A 16,484-nucleotide genomic window follows, 5' to 3' on the forward strand; every position below is an offset into this window, starting at 1 on the left:
TTCAGACGAACACCACGGTCCGACCGTCGACTCGGGCCGGGTCGACGTTCTTGACCGTGAGCGGACCGGCGTCAGGATTGTACGTGTACGCCGTGAATCCGGCAGTCGTTCGACCGCCCGCATCACGTCTCATGAACGCAGGCGATTCCTCGACCTGACATCGTGTCCCCGGCTCGAGAACGACATCTTCGACGGCGTTCGGAACGGCGGAGTTCACTTCGGTTTGATCGCCCCCGTGGTCAGTTTCGACTTCGAAATTGCCGTGATACTCGATTTCTGCGAGGTGCTCGGAGAGGCCAAGACTGGGAACGTAGTGACTTTTTCCCGCCTCAAGGGTATTTCGGAGTTCGCGATAGCGTTCGTCATTTGCAAGTGAAACATCGATGCGATAGGCTGGTTCCACGAGGACCTCGTAGTTGTGTTGCTGGCGAAGCGTCGTAGGATCTGGTAGCTTCACGCTGATTTTTCCGCGACCATTGAGCGATTGGAGATTCCCGGCTGACGTGGAGAGGGTGTTCATCGGCATGTTGATCGTTCGGATCTCGCGAACGGGTTCGATCGCAATAGCCGAGTTGCCGGGCGAAAACAACTCGTAGTAACCATCCCGTTCGATCCCCATAACGGCGGCGAGTAGCCCCGCAACTGTCGTTCGTGGGATAATCCGGTAGGTCTGCTTGACGATATTGCCTTCGATCCGCCGAAAGTGCCCCCACGGTCCCCGGATGGTAATGGAAAGGCAGCGATCCGGAACCTCGGTGGAATCAGCGCTTTCGCCGTTATCACCATCATTCGACCACTGTTCAAGCGATTCCTGCCCCATCGTTAGTTGGTGTCATCCGGGAGAGTTGCAGTGTGTTCGTCGTATACATCAACGACTTCAACGGCGTCTGGTCCGATGGCGTCACGGAGAGCACTGTACAACACCTCGGGCCCGCCGACCTCACCGTCGTGAGAAAGTTCCAGGACGTCGCTTGCAACAACTCGAACCCGCTCGATCCGGCTGCTTGCATTTTCGAGACGGCTAACGAAATCGTCTATCTCGAGAGTCAAGTCCCGAACAGTGCGAAGTTCCTCATCGGGTTTCGACTGATCGCCGTCGAGTTCGATATCTCTGTCGAGTCCGCCGAGATGGAAACTTTCCTCAGCGTACTCGACTCGGCAGTAGAGGCGAGGTTCCTGCCCAACCTTGCTCCGACTGATGGTCTGATTTTTGATCGCACGCCAACAGAGCGTGTCAATCCGCTCGACGTCGCCTTCGGTAAGTTTCGTATCTTTGGCACCGTGTTCGTCAACGAGCCCATGGAATCGGATTAAACCGTACTGGATGCGATGGTCGTCGAGATCGAATCCACCCTGCTGTTTGTTCTCCTGAGTCGCGATCACGCTTGTCAGGCTGTCGTACTCTTCGTTCTCGTTGACGGCGTGAATCGATTTCCCCGGCGAGAATTGAACGGGACCGGTGAAGTGATCCGGCAGGTGCTTTGCGTATTCGTCGTCGGTATCGACCGACATAGTCGCACCGAAGTAACGAACGTCGACGCTGTTTTCGAGGAATTCACCGAAAATATCCTCGCGAAACTGATCAGCTTCGTCGTCGTCTGATAGATCGTACTCGTCATAGTTGACGTCTTTCAGCCGATCCTCAAGCAATTCTCCTCGTGTGTACCGGTTCCCATCTTCCTGGACGTTTCGGATATAGACTCCGTGACCGTCATCGTCGAGTTGATCGCGAATATACCGCTTTAATCGAACGTCGGTGACGATTGCTTGCTGGGTCTGTGGATCGATCCGCGGCCGATTCGCACCACTAAGCGGATTCCCGTTAGGGTTCGCATCGACAGCATCATACAGGAAGACCATTTCTGAGCGATTCTGAACGGTATCGGTTGTGTCTGACATATTAATAATCCTCCTCGAGGTCTGCTTGTTGGTCGGTCTCTGTCTGGTTCCAGTCGGGATGATCGTTCATGCCGTAGGTGATTCCAAGTGCGTAGTAGAACCGGAGATCGTCGGTACCAATCTCCCACTCATCTGGGTCGGGATCGAGGATCGTCTCGCGGAGCCGATCGACAATGTGCTCAGCTTTCGTCCCGGGATAGGATTTCCCTCCCTTCTTCTCTTGGCGGGTATAGGTGAGCGTCTTTGCGATCGTTTCTTGGGTTATCTTCTTGATCCGCGACCGAGTAATAGACTTCACTGGGTATTGATCGACCAGTGTCGTCGAACGATCTTCACTGTATTCCTGATAGCTCCCGATATCGCCTACGAGCGCGCCTAACAGGAACGCGCCCCGTCGTTCACTCGTGACCGACTCTTCACCGGACAGGGGAGTGAGCGCAGGTGTGTCTTCGATGAACGATTCAAGTTTCGTCTCGGCGGGGTAGCCCCCGTCGGTAGCTAAGCTGTCTGGTATGTCCATTGTGTGTTCTTCGTAGCGCGGTTCTCGTGTGATTGGTTCTTTACTCGGATCGGTCGTTGTCAATAACCCGAGATCACCGTCGGCCAATGCGCACAGTTGGGCAAACTGGCTCGCGACCAGAAACGACGGGAATTCGTCGTACTCGTCGTCGGTTTCCTCGCTGATGATACGATCGACGTACTCCCCGAGGAGTATCTCAACGGGGATTGGCTCGCCGCCTAACACACTGACGAGCGCCTCGATCCGCGGGTCGTCGGCATCAGCGTCAGCATCGTCGCGTTCGCCGAATGTCTGATAAAAGTACCAGCCCGTCGAGACGGAATGGAGCCGTTGGTTATTAGTCGAAATCAGATCCCATGACTCGTTCGTCGGCAACGGAGCCGTCCAGTCGTTCTGAGTGTTGAATGCGGAGATGTTCTCGACAAGACGATTGTGAGTGAAAGCAAGTTCTCGTGGATATTGGAGCCGTCCATTTAGCGTTTCGCCGAAGACATCGTACCGTGACATCTGATGCGGCATCACGGCGGAGACGTAGAACCGGAGATCGGCCTCATCGATGTCGAGTTCACGCCGTTTAATATACGCATCCTCGATCGGAGTCGTGTCTTCGTCACCCGACAATGCTCGATAGAGTAGTCCGTACAGGTTGTACGCTTTCTCGGGCGATATGCGACCGAAAAAGTATGGAAGGTAGTACACTTTTGTCCCAAATGTCCGGTACGTACAGGCCTCGACGAATGCCTCGGCATTCATCACCGTCACTGCGGCATCCTCTGAAATTGGATGTGATCGCCACGCTTCTTCGATGTCGAGTCCCGGGAATTTCTCGAGCTGTTTGCCGAGGTAGTAATTCTGTGGATCTTCGGAGGTACCGACCGTTCGAGATGGTCGTCCCGTGACGAGATCGGTCGCATCACCCGAGGAATCGTTTGCCTTGTTTTTGGTGACAAGTTTCGAAAGCTTTCGTTCACGCATCGCCTCAAGGAAGACGTCGATTTCACCGGGCCAACGATACTCGCCATTTGGTTCAGTTCGCACTTGAACGGTCAAGAGTGCCGTCGCCGATTCGCCGCCAAGACTTTTTATCACACCGTCCTCAATTGACTCGAGAACTTGCTCATTCTCCGCGAGTTCAGCGAGTTGATCGATAATCCAGCCATCATCGTGGGCACCGGCGACTTTCTGCACCACGTCATCCATTGCCCACGCAGTCAGCCGTTCTTTCGCGTAGCGTGCAAGTTTTTCGGGATCGCTATTTCGGCCAGCCTGATGGGTAACGCTGTGGTCGATCCCACGCGCTGCGGAGTACTTGCAGTGGCTAACCTGCTGAACCAGTCCATCCGTGTATCGCGTCAGCTGGATGGGGCCGATATTATCGGTAGCCAATCGCGGTTGGTCATTCGAAACATCGACTCTGACGGCGATCAAACTGTCCTCAGTATCGATGAGGTCGTCCGCAGCATCCGGTGTAAGGTAGGGCGCGTATTCGCCGCCGCCCGTGGTTGCAAGCGTGTAGAGTTTTCCGTAGAGGTACTGCAGGTCCCTCAGCGATCCAATCGGCGAATTCGGCAACTCTTCTGCTAAATCCGCTTCGGAATATGTCTCTCGAAACCCCTCAGGCGAAAGCATTCTCTCCCTCGAGTTCCGTCTCACCGGGTCGTGTCCGATCAGCGACGTTGACGAACCCCAGTCCAAGCGAATTTCGTTCCCCGAGCCCGCAATCGAGAGCGAGATTCAGGTGTCGCCGGTGGTGATCGTCTCGGACCGTGTAGTCGAACCGCCACTTGCTCAAGACGTACGTCATCTCCCGCCCTTCGGTTACCGTCACTGGGACGGCGAACGTCTTGATGAGTTCATAGCCGTCGAATAGCTCGTCGTCAACATCACTTGGACCTGGTAGATGCTCGTGTGCGAACAGCCGATGTTTCTTATCGAGGTTCGCCTCGAGTTGTTCCACGAGCGGCCGGGTCGTGTGCTCGGGTTGCCAGAAGACCGCCGTCTCCCCGCCGGGATGGTCGATTCCGTATTCATCGCACCGCCACGGCGGAATTCGAACGAGCAGTCCGGTCCCAGTCTCGAGCGTTCCCCTGGTTCCGGGTTCGCCGACGTCAGGCTCGAGCGAGGTCACGTCCTCGACGTGAAACGGCATCTCGCCGATGTTCAATTCACGATCATCGAGGAGGTCCTCGGCCACGTGCGCGAGAAGTTCCTCATCATGCGAGGCGACGAGCAGATTGCGCTCGTCTCCGTGTCGCATATCCCCCGGTGGAAACGGGTTCGACATTACGAACCCCGGCGGCTCACCGGAATCGTGCCGGCCGTCATACGCAGTCCCCTCGAGCGCACGCCACAATCGTCCACGAAGTTTGTGATGGTAGGCGTTGTCGTAGGCTGTATCCGCTCGAGCAGACAAGTGAGCCATGATCCGCACCGTCAATAGTCACCCCTACTGATAATCATCCGAATGCCTCCGATTTATAAAAGCAACATCATAAAACTATTCGCCGACCACCAGATGATCGGGAATCCAACTGAGGTTCGGGTGAAAGGTAGCGGAGTTATCCTCCGACGAATGGTTGTCTCTGCTTCAATCCCACGGGTTCGTCTGAAACAAGCGCAAAAAGCTTCGCACGCGATAAGTCTACCAGTCGCTTCAACCCCACAAGGGTTCGTCTGAAACTGATCGGTCGAGCTTGCTCGAGGTCAGAGACCAGCTGCTTCAACCCCACAAGGGTTCGTCTGAAACCGGCCCCGGAGCGGTCGTACCATCCGAATATTCACTGCTTCAACCCCACAAGGGTTCGTCTGAAACATTGAGCGCGACGGCGACACTATCACGCTTTGGCGGCTTCAACCCCACAAGGGTTCGTCTGAAACTGGTCCGAGTCGCGCCACCACTTGCATGGATATTCGCTTCAACCCCACAAGGGTTCGTCTGAAACGATAACATGACGGTGTCGATGACAGACCAATATTCCCGCTTCAACCCCACAAGGGTTCGTCTGAAACGTGACGGCACTGGGTCGGCCGGTGACGCGGTGACGGTGCTTCAACCCCACAAGGGTTCGTCTGAAACCAATTTCCGAAGTCGAGGAGTACGAAAAACTCCAAGCTTCAACCCCACAAGGGTTCGTCTGAAACGGTTTAAATCCGTACATTACATATCTTTACGGCGGCTTCAACCCCACAAGGGTTCGTCTGAAACCGTCTCGACGGTTGCACTCTCGAATTTGTTATTCTGGCTTCAACCCCACAAGGGTTCGTCTGAAACCGTCTCGACGGTTGCACTCTCGAATTTGTTATTCTGGCTTCAACCCCACAAGGGTTCGTCTGAAACTTTGCCTTTTTGAAAGGTCAAAGACCTATATACAGGCTTCAACCCCACAAGGGTTCGTCTGAAACATTTATCGCTATTTCAATTTCATAGTACTTCTCATTGCTTCAACCCCACAAGGGTTCGTCTGAAACTACGGCATATTAGAAGCGACGTAGATATCAATGGGGCGCTTCAACCCCACAAGGGTTCGTCTGAAACTTTTTCGAAAGACCACTTAGACGTAGTTTCCTTATGGGCTTCAACCCCACAAGGGTTCGTCTGAAACTACGGCATATTAGAAGCGACGTAGATATCAATGGGGCGCTTCAACCCCACAAGGGTTCGTCTGAAACGTTGATGCCCTTGATACCGTCGTAGGTGCTCTTGATGCTTCAACCCCACAAGGGTTCGTCTGAAACGGGTTCGGTTCCCACCATCCATGTTGTACTATTCATGCTTCAACCCCACAAGGGTTCGTCTGAAACCATCCGTAATGACACGCGAGTTCGTCCAGTTCAAACGGCTTCAACCCCACAAGGGTTCGTCTGAAACGAAGACCAGGGCCTCTCACAGACCAAATGGGCTGAGCTTCAACCCCACAAGGGTTCGTCTGAAACAGTCGGTGCAAGAGGATTGGGAGTATCTGAACAGTGCTTCAACCCCACAAGGGTTCGTCTGAAACGATAGAGTCCCCATTGTCCCCATTTCCAACTTATCAGGCTTCAACCCCACAAGGGTTCGTCTGAAACGAGCAAGCACTATGGGAGTTAGTCGACAATCTTGAGGCTTCAACCCCACAAGGGTTCGTCTGAAACACGTGTCCGACGTGCGGAATGGCGTATCCGGACAGCGGCTTCAACCCCACAAGGGTTCGTCTGAAACTCGATCCGATCCGCGCCGAGTCGGACGGTCTTGGTGCTTCAACCCCACAAGGGTTCGTCTGAAACTGACCGAGTGATTGAGTGGAGTTCTCCGTATCTGACCGCTTCAACCCCACAAGGGTTCGTCTGAAACACGACTGGCGAATCTGAACGCCAGCGATACCTCACAGGCTTCAACCCCACAAGGGTTCGTCTGAAACCCTCTAATCTGTAGCCGGGCTTGGTAACGTCCTGAATGCTTCAACCCCACAAGGGTTCGTCTGAAACCATGCCCGAAATCAGGCTATGAGGGTTTGTAGACTGCGTTCGTACTAATCGTTTTCCGTCGACCTCCAATAGTCGCTACTCCCCCGGGGGGTCGACGAAAATTAGGCTGAAATCTTGCCTGTTTAGATATCTAAGAGTGACCCGATCTGAGTTACATAGAGGGCCGAGAAATTGGTTTTTGATTATCGTCGATTTGGATTGCCTTCGAAGTCTTGCCGATTAGGCCAACGCAGCCTCGAAATTTCAATGCGAACGTCTTCGTGCGCGAGAGTCAACGATAGTAGTCGTTGAACGTCATTGCACACCCCGATGCGAATTCGCGGCCAGCGAGTGAGTGATCGGGGTTTGATTTGAATACTCGTTTCAGAAGCGTTCGCTCGAGTCGCCGGATTCGAATAGCGTACCGGCGTAGCCAAGATTCAGAAGTGACGCAGACCACTCACTCGCTGGCCACAGCAGTGCGAGCGGTGGGGACATCGTTTCACCGACTACTATAGAGTGAAACCCGAACTCAGTCGACGGAAAATGTTCGAGATAGGAAACCCAGTTCAGGAGTGAGTCGATACTGATGGCCCAGATGGTCACTCATCCTGTTTACTCTCTTCTCGAGGATCTTCACGAAGTTCGTACACGCCAGTATCGAGCAAATTTTCGATGTGTTCGTGTTCAGCGAGCCGTTTCATCCGCTGATTGATGTACTGGCGCGAGACGACATTATCCTCGCTAACATCGGTATTTTCATCCGCGGCATCCTGCTCGAGGAACCGGCGGATGAGGGTTGGCGAGACTCGTCCGTCATGCATGTACTCAAGAATCCGCCTATCAAGCTCGTTTAGGTCCTCGCCGGAGAGTGTCACAAGTGATTGGTTACTGTTCAACATTTACAAGAGTAACCCTTCTCAACGGCACGAATATGTTACAATTGTAAAATCCTATTAGAAGTTTCTATCGTAAATTTAAAGAGTATTGATGGTGGATCAGTAGGCAGAGGCGTAGAATGGCCGGAAACCAATTCTCGGCCGGGTGCTGGAGCACCCGACCTGCGTCCTCCAGTAGAAGGACAATGACGACTACGATACCACCTACGGAAGAAGTTTCGGATAGGGCTGCAGAGAACACCGATATCGTCCGCGGTCAATGTTCTCGAGGCAACGATGGAATTGACGAACAAACGGAAGCAAAACTCCATAAAAAGGGCGATAAACTCGAAACAGGAGCTAATAGGGACCTGAAACGAGTTGCAACTGCAATCACGACGATCTGTCTTGATCATGGTGAGTTGTTCTTGACGTCGGTCGATTTCTCAGTCGCTATCGTGAACCCGGAGGCCGATCATCCATGACACCCACCGCTCACGACCACACTCGAGTCCGTCTCGAGGAAGTGCTCGCCGATATCGAGACGCTCGACGACCAGCTACTGGCGCCGCTGTCGCTCGGGCCGGCGATCCGGAACGTCGAGGAGACGATCCAGGTATACGAGCGACTCGAGCCCGGCGAAATATGGAACGACGCGCGGGAGGGTGACCGATGACGGCCGACCACGTGTGTCCGTCGACGGTCGGGAAACCCGTCCTCGAGCCCGCCGTCGAGATCGCTAACTAACGAGCATCGCCGAACTCCAGACGCGCGAACTCGAGAAAGGCGCGCACCTGCGTTCCGAGCACGTCGATCCAGACGTGCTTGGGAAACAGATCGACCGCCTCGAGCGATTCACTAAAGACGACGACGGAACGTACGTGCGAGTTCCGGTACCAGTGCGTCTCTCGGTCGATCGGTTGTCGTCGGTCAGCCCTCGAGACCGCGGCGAGGCTGAGCTCCGAGGACACCTGCTGTCTCTCGGTCGTCTCGAGTGCTGTCTTCGCTGTCCACCGGTGGCCCGCGCAGTCATCCTGGGATGGATCGGAACGACACGGTTCAGGGTCGTCGCAGTGAATCCGAATGCAGCCGTCTATCCATCGTATCCGATCCGCACACGATTCGGCGGCCAGCGAACGCGGCTGCCACCGGTCTCGAGGCGCCTCCTGCTACTCGCATATCGTCTGTATTCGGTCTTCGACCCACTCCAGCAACTCGAAGAGAATGTCCAGATGATGGTCCGACTCGAGTGGTGTCGACGCGATATCAGACGAGGCGTCCGGTGGCGGATGAAAATGTTCCCGGGGTCCAACCGGTTTGGGGTGTCGATCCCAGCGACATTGCCAGGTCTCGTTCGGACGAAATTCGAGGTAGTGGACGGTGTAGTCACCGCCGACGAACCAGCGAACATCGACTCGAACGGCGGTGACGAAAGACGGGTACTGCGCGTCGTCCAGTTGTATCTCGAGAACGCGGGGCGAGATGCTGTCAGGCCGAAACTCCCAGTCCAAACAGAGCGGATGCGTCGCTGCACGCTGTGCGAGTATTTCGAGCGTCGAAACGTCCAGCGGTCCACTCGGGCCTTCGGTTCGCCCGGTCACGTCTTCGACGGCACGTGCCCGTCCTTCGATGACTCGGCGCGGTGAATTGCCCGCTTCAGGATCGTAATATCCCGCCGAATCGTTCGCCATTCCGTCAGGTCGTCCCACCGGTCGTGAAGCATGTCGTGGTTTTCAGCTGGTTCATCTGCGACGACGACAGCGTCCGGTTCGGGGACGTCGTATTTCTCTTGGAGTTTGCGGTCCTCGGAGATGAGTTCCTCCAGACGTGCGCGAAGCGTATTTGCACCGTGTTCGCGTGCAAGCGTCTCGACGCGCTTCCACCGGAAGTACGACGGATTCCGCCGATACAGCGCTGGACGAGATCCCGTTGAGTCCGCGATATCCATTTCGACGAGTTGCTCGAGCGCTTGCCGAGCCCCGTTCTCCGAACAGTCCGCCCACTCCGCGAACTGCCGTGCGGATGCGGGTTCCGTGGTGCCGACGAGAAGATCGTAGACGCGCTGGAACGTCGTCCGGTCGGAATCCCACTGTCTGGTAGCGTCAGGCGGTCCCGGTCGATCCGACATGGCTCCCTCTTCGGGCGGAGAACGCATATATCTTGTCTGCAAAAAATATATGGTAGGGACAGGCGCTCGAAATTGCCTCGAGATCCACTCTCGAGGACAGTACCTAACACTCGAGAACCTCGCTTTTTGCTCCGAAAGAACGATCGACAGTGCGACGACCGGCGGAGCACCGGATCGAATCACCGAGTGCCGAGTGTGGAGGACTCCCCGTCGACCTGTTCGAGCCGTTCGACGTCCTCGGCGGTCGGGTAATCGGGGATCGCTTCGAGACACGGATAGCAAAGCAGGTGTGACGTCCCGTCCTCGAGTTCGAGGGTTATCGCGGTCCCGACGGTGCCGGCGTCCCTCCCGAACGACCAGAGGTTGGCGATCCCGCCCGAAACCGTGACCGTTCGCCCGCAGCCGTCACAGGAATCCTTCGACATGTGAACGTATGGGTTCCGAACGGTGAAAATCGTTCCTCCGAACATCCGGGCACTCGGCCGGTCGTCGGTATCCGCACAGCGGTTATACGATCCGCCGTCGTACCCCCTTGTATGGAGGTGAACTGCGAGGGCTGTGCCGGCTGTTGCATGGACTGGCGACCGCTGCTGGCGGATGCCTCGAAATCGACCGGCTCGTCGGACGGCGACGACGGCGGCAACGGCGTCGAACCCAATCCCGAGCGCCGGCACCGGCGTCGGCGCGAGCCGTCGGGCGGCGGGAACGGGCGGGTCCCGGGACGGGACCCGCTCGACGACGATCCGAACTTCGTCCCGCTGACTCGCGACGAAGTGCGGGCGTTCCTCGAGGCAGGGATAGCCGACGCGCTCACCCCGCGGTTCTGGGAGGCTCGCGACGAGAGCGAAGGCGTCGACGTAGACGGACGCAGTATCGCAGCCGTCGCAGGTCGGCCGGCATTCTTCGTGGGCCTCCGGAAACCGCCGAAGCCGGTCGCCCCCTTCGACCGCGAGGAGCCGCGGTGGCTGCCGACCTGCGTTTTTCTCGACCCGACGACGTTGCAGTGTCGAATCCACGAGAGCGAACTCTTTCCCGACGAATGCAGCGCGTACCCCGAGTACAACCTCGCACTCGAGCAGCAAACCGAGTGTGAGCGCGTCGAGGATGCCGTCGGCGGAGATCGCTTGCTCGAGGCCAGTCACGACGAACCCGAGGGTCTGTTGCTCGGCTCGCAGGCGCTCGGGACGAAGGTGTTCGCCCATCCGCAACCGGGTGAGCTCGAGGGCGTCGTCGACCGGACCGCGGCGGGTACTCTCGGACGGCGGGATCGCGCCGAACCGATCGCGGTCGCCGCCGCCTCGAGTCCCGGCACGCTCGCTATTTCCGAACACCACTACCAGCGGGCGAAAGCGCGGGTGCTGGACGATGAAGACCCCGAAGCGGCGTCGGAAAACGGCAGCTCTTGGGTCGGGCCGGCGATACGCGACTGGCATCGGCGCTACCGAGACGCAGATGAGGTGGTGCCGTCGACGGACGTCGCCGATGCTGTAGAGACCGCACGCGGCGCATCCGAAACGCCGGGCTGGGACGATCCCGAGTGACCACTGCCGGGCTGGGACGATCCCGAGTGACCACTGCCGGGCTGGGACGATCCCGAGTGACCACTGCCGGGCTGGGACGATCCCGAGTGACCACTCTGTGACCGGTGGAAACGGTAGCCCCGACCAGAGACGGTCCTGCCGCTCGAGGAGGTCCCAACGAGGGCGAAAATCCGAGTTGGAACGTCGCTACTCCGACTTTATTTGCTCGAACTGATCCAGAAGATCTTCTGCGGAGTCGCCCGAGTCGTACTCGACCTGGCCGTGATAGATCGTTCGTTCGTCGTCGAAATCCGCATCGACAGTTGAAGCCTGCTGTTCGCGACGCTCGTGTTCGTCCTCATCATAGGCACCCATTGACATGGTAAGTGTAAACATGTAGTGTGGACTCGACTATTAATGTAACGGTCCGTCATACCAATCACTGGTGTGAACTGTTCGGATAGGGTTAAAATCGCGAACGTGATACGGCCGGTTGATCGACCAGAACCGATCAACAGCTACTAACGAACAGTATATGGGACCCCGTACCGTATAGAGGATTGTGGCACGGCCGCTACGCTTTCGATATTCGCCGCAGTCCTGGAGCGACGGGCGAGTGCAACACGATATCCTCCAATCGCTCCAATCGAACATCGGCGCTCGCGCTGCCACGCCGTGGTTCAAGATCGGCGGCGACTGGCAAACCCACCGCTTCGAAATGGAAAACGGTGACGTCGCTCTGTTTGCACGCACCGACGACGAAGCCTACTGGATGGGGAACACGGAAACGCCCCCCTCGCTGTGGAAGACCGATAAGTTCGGCTGGCAGGACGTTCCCTACCACGTGGCTCGGTGGGCAACGCGGGAACTGACCGCGACGCTTCACGAGCAAGACCCCTGGCTCGCCGATTTCCCCCATCTCTCGTGGTTCTTCCTGCCGGTTTTCATGTCCAAAGACGGCCGTCATTCGACGCGTGCATTCTTCCGCGAACACGCCGCCGGATTCCCCGACGCCGACTGGCGCCAGACGACCCGCTTCTTCGAGAAGTTCCTGAAAACCGGCGTCTTCGACGATTACCGACACGTCATGTCGGGCAAACTCGGGACGAGCGACCACGTCGATCCCGTCCGGATGAGCGCCGCGATGGCCGAATTCATCGCCGCGAAGATCCTCACCGACGCGAGCTACGACGTGGTCCCGGAGATCGAGGTCACGACCGGACATTCGCTCGACTTCCGGGCCAAAAACGACGACACGAACGTCCTCGTCGAAGTCACGCGCCCGCAACCGCCCCAGAACCGCACCGCCTCCGGCCCCGTAGCCGCCGTCCGTGACACGGCCGAAACCAAGACGAACGGCCAACTGGCCGCACACGGCGGCGGCGCCGTCCTGTTCGTCGACTGTTCGAGCTTTCGTGACGATGCCTGGGCCGCCGTCCGCGGCGAGCAACCCGACGTGCGCCACCGTCCAGCGGTCGTCTACCGCACCCGACCGAACGGCCGCGTCGAAGGCTACCGAAAGGGCGCGGTGCCCCTCGAGTTGGGCGACGCCCTCGAGGTAGTCGACTGACGGCACGCCAAACGCATTCCGTTCGATTACGAATCGTCCGACTCGAGGCGCCGACGCAATACGTACCCGATACCGCCGAGACTCGTTACTGCCGCAGGAATCCCCATTCCGGGAGTCTCGTCATCGGCATCCGACGAACTCTCCCTCAAAGAATCGTCGGAGTCGTCCCCCGAATTCGGCGAGGAATCGGAGGCCCCGTCGTCGGCAGCCCCCGACGAATTGGTGTCGGAGCCCGCATCGCCACCGTCTGTGGCGTTCTCTTCGGCACCGGATTTCGAATCGCCGGATTCACCGCTGTCTCCCGAACCCGACGATTCGTCTCCCGTGTTCGAACCCGAGTCGCCTGATTCGCCATCGGTTCCGCTATCCGACGATTCGTCTCCCGATTTCGAGTCCGAGTTGCCGGATCCGGACTCACCACCATTTTCGCTCGAGCCACTGTCGACGTCCAGCGCGTACAGGTGCGTTTCGGTTCCATTGAAGAGTGTCCCGTTCCGGGCTGTCAGTTCAGTAGTGGGACTGTCTGTGGCAACGAATTGCTCCGTCTTACCGGTCTGTATGTCCACCGCGTCTACGATAAACCCGGATTTCGATTGTTTATAGCTCGACACAAAGAGCGTGTCGTCTACGACCGGCGCATTGACGGTTCGATTTTGTTGTCCTGAATGGAGCGTTGTGAAGATGTAACCGTCACGTGTGGTGCTCCATTCTTCCTCACCCGTGGACTCGTTGATCCCGTACACGGTGTCGTATTCCATCAGAAGGACAGTGCCGTCAGAGACCGTGACCAGACCCGGACGAATCCGACCGTACTGCCACTGTTCGTTGCCGGTTTGAAGATCCACCGCGTGCACCCTGCCCCGTTCCACCTCGCCATCAGTCTCCGTCTCCTCTAAAAACGTGCTCTGCAAAAAGAGGGTCCCATCGGCAACTGTCAACGGGACAACGGAGTACCCCTGACTAACTGTCCATTCCTCTTCACCCGTTGTCGCATTCAGGGCATGCAGGGTACCCTCCCTCCCGAAGTAGATGGTGCCGTCATGGAAGAGGTAGAGAAAGTGGAACTCGTGAGGTGACTCCCATACTTGCTCGCCCGTGGCCGCATCGATGGCGAGCAGTGAATCGTCTTCGTTTGTGTCGTAATTTTCGCCGATTTTTGTGACGAAGACCTTCCCACCTGTACTCTGTGAACGAGAATCGTAATGGTAGGAGAAATCGTTGAAACTGTAGTTGGCCTCATCCATGGACCACCGCTCCTCGCCAGTCTCAGCATCGAACGCGTACAGGTTCTGCGTGCTGTACGGAGGGGTTTCGGCGCAGACGACGTCGTCGATCACCTTCATTCTGGAAATTGGGCCATCAGTAGCAGCGGGGTCGAGTCGCCATACTTCGTCACCCGTACTCACATCCAGTGCGAGCAAGATGCCCCGTTCGTTTTCTTCGTGACTGGAAAAATCGGTCCTCACGAACACCGTATCGTTCGCTACGGTCAAACTCCCGATCGGCTGATCCCCAAGGTCGTACCGCCACGCTTCGTCCCCGGTGTCAACTTCCAGTGCGATCACGAATTCGCCATCCGAGGACCCCGTTTTCGATTGCGACGCAAAGACACATTCGTCACCGGCCGTAATATGGTGTGGTCCAGGCGACGGAAATTCTCGTTGCCAGCGTTTGGCAGGCGTCGCTGTCTCGCGTGAAGCAACCGACGTACCGCTACCGATGCCTGTCGCTGCCAGAATACCGACACCCGTCGTCCCCTGGAGGAACCGCCGGCGGTGTAACCCGCTCGCAATTGGCTGCTGGCCATCGGCGCCGCATCCGTTTTCTTGCATGCCGATACAGTTTGATTCATTCCAGATAATAATACGATCCATAAAATTCATACCGAACGTAACTGCCGGGTGGGATATGTCGTCTGACGATTGCACCTCGTACAATAATGTCAGAAGTCAACACACGGAACGTGTAATGCACCTTCGACGTTTCGGAAGCGTGATCCACGCCTGCGCTGCTGGCGAACTAACGTTCCGCACACGACCCGACTGTCGGTGATCCATCGAGTCGGAGAAATATGCGGAACGAAACCGAGAGAAAGGCTTCCACAAGGGATGCTATCGAACTCTGTCAACAACCGTTTCGCTGGAGCCAAATTTATTTCGCGTCTAATTCAGAAAGTACCAACCCATATCGAGAGTGCCGACGAATTGCAGAGTTGTTTCGGTAGTACCTGACACGGCCGTTTGCGAAGTGACGGTCAGTGCGTGATGGAACTCGAGGGAACGGACGCGAGACTACTCGAGCGAGACTCGATTCCAAAACGGGACGACGTCGGAGACGGGTTTCCGACCGGGACGGCTCGACGGCGTCGAACTCTCGACCGCTGAAACTGACTCGCACATATTTGTGAGTTGAGACCGTGACCCACACTATGCGCGCAGCAGTCCTCGAGGAGCATGCGGAACCGCTATCGATCGAAGACGTCGACGCACCCGATCCGGCGCCGACCGGCGCGGTCGTCGAGGTCGAAGCCTGCGGCGTCTGTCGGAGCGACTGGCACGGCTGGCAGGGCGACTGGGGGTGGCTCGGTATCGAGACCGAGCCCGGCCAGATTCTCGGCCACGAACCCGCGGGTCGAGTCGTTGCCGTCGGCGACGAAGTCGAAGGAATCGCCGAGGGAGACCACGTCGCGGTCCCGTTCAATCTCGGCGACGGGGTCTGCCCCCAGTGTCAGCGGGGCCACTCCAACACCTGTGAGAACGTGATGCCGCTCGGGTTCATCGAACAGGCTCAGGGTGCGTTCGCCGAGCAGGTTCACGTCCCGGTCGCCGATCACAATCTCGTGAAACTCCCCGACGACGTCTCGTCGGTCGATATGGCCGGGCTCGGCTGTCGCTTCATGACGTCGTTCCACGCGCTGGCCCACCGCGCCGACGTCGGCGCGGGCGACTGGGTGGCGGTCCACGGCTGTGGCGGCGTCGGTCTCTCGGCGGTCCACATCGCCGACGCGCTGGGCGGCAACGTCGTCGCGGTCGACCTCAAAGACGAGAAACTCGAGAAGGCTCGCGAACTCGGGGCCGTCGAGACGGTCAACGCCGAGGACGTAGAGAACGTCCCACTCGAGGTGAAAGGGATCACCGACGGCGGGGCCGCCATCGCGATGGACGCCCTCGGAATCGAAACGACCAGCCAGAATTCCGTACAGAGCCTGGACACGCGCGGCCAGCACATCCAGGTCGGGCTTACGACCCAGGAAGAACAGGGCATGGTCCACCTGCCGACCGACGCGATGGTCATGGGTGAAATCGAGTTCATCGGCTCGCTCGGGATGCCGGTGACCCGCTACGACGAGATCTTCCGGATGGTCGCAACCGGGAAACTAAAACCCGAGGCAGTCGTCTCCGAAACGATCGGACTCGAGGACGTCAACGACAAGCTCGAGGCGATGACCGACTTCGAGACGGTCGGCATTCCGGTCATCGACGAGTTCTAGATCGGCGGCAGGAATCGCAGGCAGTATCGTCGACGG

The 16,484-nt window shown here is 57.5% G+C and carries 14 protein-coding genes and 1 CRISPR repeat array; of the genes, 4 read left to right on the top strand and 10 right to left on the bottom strand.

Going from position 1 to position 16,484, the window contains the following annotated elements:
- Position 1: 1 nt before the first annotated feature.
- The 5 genes from cas5b to HYG82_RS33605 all read right to left on the bottom strand — a co-directional run bounded on the left by cas5b (position 2) and on the right by HYG82_RS33605 (position 7,686).
- Entirely contained in the window at positions 2–820 is an 819-nt protein-coding gene (gene cas5b / locus HYG82_RS33585; RefSeq protein ID WP_179261413.1) for a type I-B CRISPR-associated protein Cas5b, read from the bottom strand.
- Between the two features lie 2 nt (positions 821–822).
- Positions 823–1,899 (bottom strand): type I-B CRISPR-associated protein Cas7/Csh2, encoded by a 1,077-nt coding sequence (gene cas7b, locus HYG82_RS33590; protein ID WP_179261415.1) that lies wholly within the window; start codon positions 1,897–1,899, stop codon positions 823–825.
- A gap of 1 nt (position 1,900) precedes the next feature.
- A complete protein-coding gene (cas8b, locus tag HYG82_RS33595) occupies positions 1,901–4,048 on the bottom strand; it encodes a type I-B CRISPR-associated protein Cas8b/Csh1 (protein WP_179261417.1) in 2,148 nt (715 codons plus the stop codon).
- A complete protein-coding gene (gene cas6 / locus HYG82_RS33600; RefSeq protein ID WP_179261419.1) occupies positions 4,035–4,841 on the bottom strand; it encodes a CRISPR-associated endoribonuclease Cas6 in 807 nt (268 codons plus the stop codon). Before cas6 ends, cas8b begins: the two co-directional genes overlap by 14 nt.
- A gap of 228 nt (positions 4,842–5,069) precedes the next feature.
- A CRISPR array of direct repeats spans positions 5,070–6,883; the repeat unit is 30 nt; unit sequence GCTTCAACCCCACAAGGGTTCGTCTGAAAC.
- Between the two features lie 581 nt (positions 6,884–7,464).
- Complete coding sequence (locus tag HYG82_RS33605) at positions 7,465–7,686, bottom strand: hypothetical protein (protein WP_235217686.1); 222 nt, start codon at positions 7,684–7,686, stop codon at positions 7,465–7,467.
- 535 nt (positions 7,687–8,221) lie between these two features.
- On the opposite strand from HYG82_RS33605, the gene HYG82_RS33610 reads away from it, so the two are divergent.
- On the top strand, positions 8,222–8,416 hold the full coding sequence (locus tag HYG82_RS33610) for a hypothetical protein (protein ID WP_179261423.1): 195 nt from the start codon (positions 8,222–8,224) through the stop codon (positions 8,414–8,416).
- Positions 8,417–8,909: 493 nt separating this feature from the next.
- Here HYG82_RS33610 and HYG82_RS33620 read toward each other — a convergent pair whose 3' ends face one another.
- The 3 genes from HYG82_RS33620 to HYG82_RS33630 form a co-directional block, all read right to left on the bottom strand.
- Positions 8,910–9,341 (bottom strand): toxin-antitoxin system TumE family protein, encoded by a 432-nt coding sequence (locus HYG82_RS33620; protein ID WP_179261427.1) that lies wholly within the window; start codon positions 9,339–9,341, stop codon positions 8,910–8,912.
- Positions 9,338–9,868 (bottom strand): DUF7342 family protein, encoded by a 531-nt coding sequence (locus HYG82_RS33625; protein ID WP_179261429.1) that lies wholly within the window; start codon positions 9,866–9,868, stop codon positions 9,338–9,340. Before HYG82_RS33625 ends, HYG82_RS33620 begins: the two co-directional genes overlap by 4 nt.
- A 179-nt stretch (positions 9,869–10,047) precedes the next feature.
- The gene (locus tag HYG82_RS33630; protein WP_179261431.1) at positions 10,048–10,293 is read right to left on the bottom strand and encodes a DUF7561 family protein; all 246 of its coding nucleotides are present in this window, start codon (positions 10,291–10,293) and stop codon (positions 10,048–10,050) included.
- A 111-nt stretch (positions 10,294–10,404) separates the two neighbouring features.
- Here HYG82_RS33630 and HYG82_RS33635 point away from each other — a divergent pair, with 111 nt between their 5' ends.
- Positions 10,405–11,409, top strand: coding sequence for a YkgJ family cysteine cluster protein (locus tag HYG82_RS33635; RefSeq protein ID WP_179261433.1), 1,005 nt, complete (start codon positions 10,405–10,407; stop codon positions 11,407–11,409).
- A gap of 186 nt (positions 11,410–11,595) precedes the next feature.
- On the opposite strand, the gene HYG82_RS33640 is transcribed toward HYG82_RS33635, so the two are convergent.
- A complete protein-coding gene (locus HYG82_RS33640) occupies positions 11,596–11,769 on the bottom strand; it encodes a DUF5786 family protein (RefSeq protein WP_235217901.1) in 174 nt (57 codons plus the stop codon).
- A 181-nt stretch (positions 11,770–11,950) separates the two neighbouring features.
- Between HYG82_RS33640 and HYG82_RS33645 the strand changes: the two genes are divergently transcribed.
- Positions 11,951–12,958: a DUF5784 family protein gene (locus HYG82_RS33645; protein WP_179261435.1), complete on the top strand. Its 1,008-nt coding sequence runs from the start codon at positions 11,951–11,953 to the stop codon at positions 12,956–12,958.
- A 26-nt stretch (positions 12,959–12,984) separates the two neighbouring features.
- On the opposite strand, the gene HYG82_RS33650 is transcribed toward HYG82_RS33645, so the two are convergent.
- The gene (locus HYG82_RS33650; RefSeq protein ID WP_179261437.1) at positions 12,985–14,790 is read right to left on the bottom strand and encodes an outer membrane protein assembly factor BamB family protein; all 1,806 of its coding nucleotides are present in this window, start codon (positions 14,788–14,790) and stop codon (positions 12,985–12,987) included.
- Positions 14,791–15,386: 596 nt separating this feature from the next.
- Between HYG82_RS33650 and HYG82_RS33655 the strand changes: the two genes are divergently transcribed.
- The gene (locus tag HYG82_RS33655; RefSeq protein WP_179261439.1) at positions 15,387–16,448 is read left to right on the top strand and encodes a zinc-dependent alcohol dehydrogenase family protein; all 1,062 of its coding nucleotides are present in this window, start codon (positions 15,387–15,389) and stop codon (positions 16,446–16,448) included.
- Positions 16,449–16,484: the final 36 nt, after the last annotated feature.

It is taken from the genome of Natrinema halophilum, assembly GCF_013402815.2.
In the GTDB taxonomy this organism is placed as follows: domain Archaea; phylum Halobacteriota; class Halobacteria; order Halobacteriales; family Natrialbaceae; genus Natrinema; species Natrinema halophilum.